The sequence below is a fragment of the Alcanivorax profundi genome (assembly GCF_003597125.1).
Classification (GTDB): Bacteria; Pseudomonadota; Gammaproteobacteria; order Pseudomonadales; family Alcanivoracaceae; genus Alcanivorax; species Alcanivorax profundi.
Genome location: NZ_QYYA01000023.1, coordinates 1 through 1,455, shown reverse-complemented (window position 1 = coordinate 1,455; position 1,455 = coordinate 1). Strand labels below are relative to the sequence as shown.

The window sequence follows — 1,455 nt, the reverse complement described above, 5'->3', positions numbered from 1 at the left end:
GACAAAAGATCAACATTTCAGCTTTTATTTCCAGGTATTTACATCTGGATCTGATACACAACTTAGAAGATATAACCTTTTGTTTGAACCCACCCATTTCTCATGTGACCAAAAGTATTGGAACATGTGACTGACAGGTGTGTTTTGTTGCCCTGGTGTGTCCTATTACATTGATTATTCAAACAATAAATAGCACTAAATGTCTGCACTCAGTTTCAGATTTGGGTTTTGCCTGTGCAGACTGCATTTATAGTTAGACGTGTAACCAACATGAAAACCAGAGAGCTGTCTATGGGTGAAAAACAAGCAATTGTGAAGCTGAGAGAAGATGGAAAATCAATCAGAGCCATTGCACAAACATTGACCATAGCAAGTACAACCATTTGGAATGTCCTGAAGAAGAAAGAAACCACTGGTGTACTAAGTAACAGACCTCGAATGGGTAGACCAAGAAAAACATCAGCTGTTGACGACAGAAACATTGTGAGAGCTGTAAAGAAAGACCCTAAAACAACTGTTAGTGACATCAGCAACAACCTCAAGAGGGCAGGAGTGAAGGTATCACAGTCTACTGTCCGCAGAAGACTTCATGAACAAAAGTACAGAGGCTACACCAGAAGATGCAAACCTCTCATTAGCAAGAAGAATAAGAAGGCCAGGCTGGAATTTGCCAAAAACTACAGAGACAAGCCTCAAACATTCTGGGGCAAAGTTTTATGGACTGATGAGACAAAGATTAACCTCTACCAAAGTGATGGAAAGGCTAAAGTTTGGAGAAAAAAAGGATCTGCTCATGACCCCAAACATACAAGCTCATCTGTGAAACACGGTGGAGGTAATGTCATGGCTTGGGCTTGCATGGCTTCTTCTGGGACGGGCTCATTGATCTTCATTGATGATGTAACACATGATGGCAGCAGCAAAATGAACTCTGAAGTGTACAGAAAAATTTTGTCTGCCAATTTACAGAAAAATGCAACCAAACTGATTGGGAGATCCTTCATCATGCAGCAAGATAATGACCCAAAACACAGTGCCAAAGCAACAAAGGAGTTCATCAGGGGCAAAAAGTGGAAGGTTTTAGACTGGCCAAGTCAATCTCCAGACTTAAACCCTATAGAGCATGCATTTTACCTGCTAAAAAAGAGACTGAAGGGAGTAACCCCCCAAAACAAACAACAACTGAAAGAGGCTGCAGTGGAAGCCTGGAAAAGCATTACAAAAGAAGAATGCAAAAGTTTGGTGAAGTCAATGGGTCATAGGCTTGATGCAGTTATTGCAAGCAAAGGATTTTCAACTAAATATTAAGTCTTATTCACTTTAATCTATTTTAAGTTAATCTGTTCCAATACTTTTGGTCACATGAGAAATGGGTGGGTTCAAACAAAAGGTTATATCTTCTAAGTTGTGTATCAGATCCAGATGTAAATACCTGGAAATAAAAGCTGAAATGTT

The 1,455-nt window shown here is 39.7% G+C and carries 1 protein-coding gene; it reads left to right on the top strand.

Annotated features, from left to right (window positions below):
- Positions 1 to 270: 270 nt before the first annotated feature.
- Complete coding sequence (locus D4A39_RS18920) at positions 271 to 1,308, top strand: IS630 family transposase (protein ID WP_119918582.1); 1,038 nt, start codon at positions 271 to 273, stop codon at positions 1,306 to 1,308.
- The last annotated feature ends 147 nt before the right edge of the window (positions 1,309 to 1,455 follow it).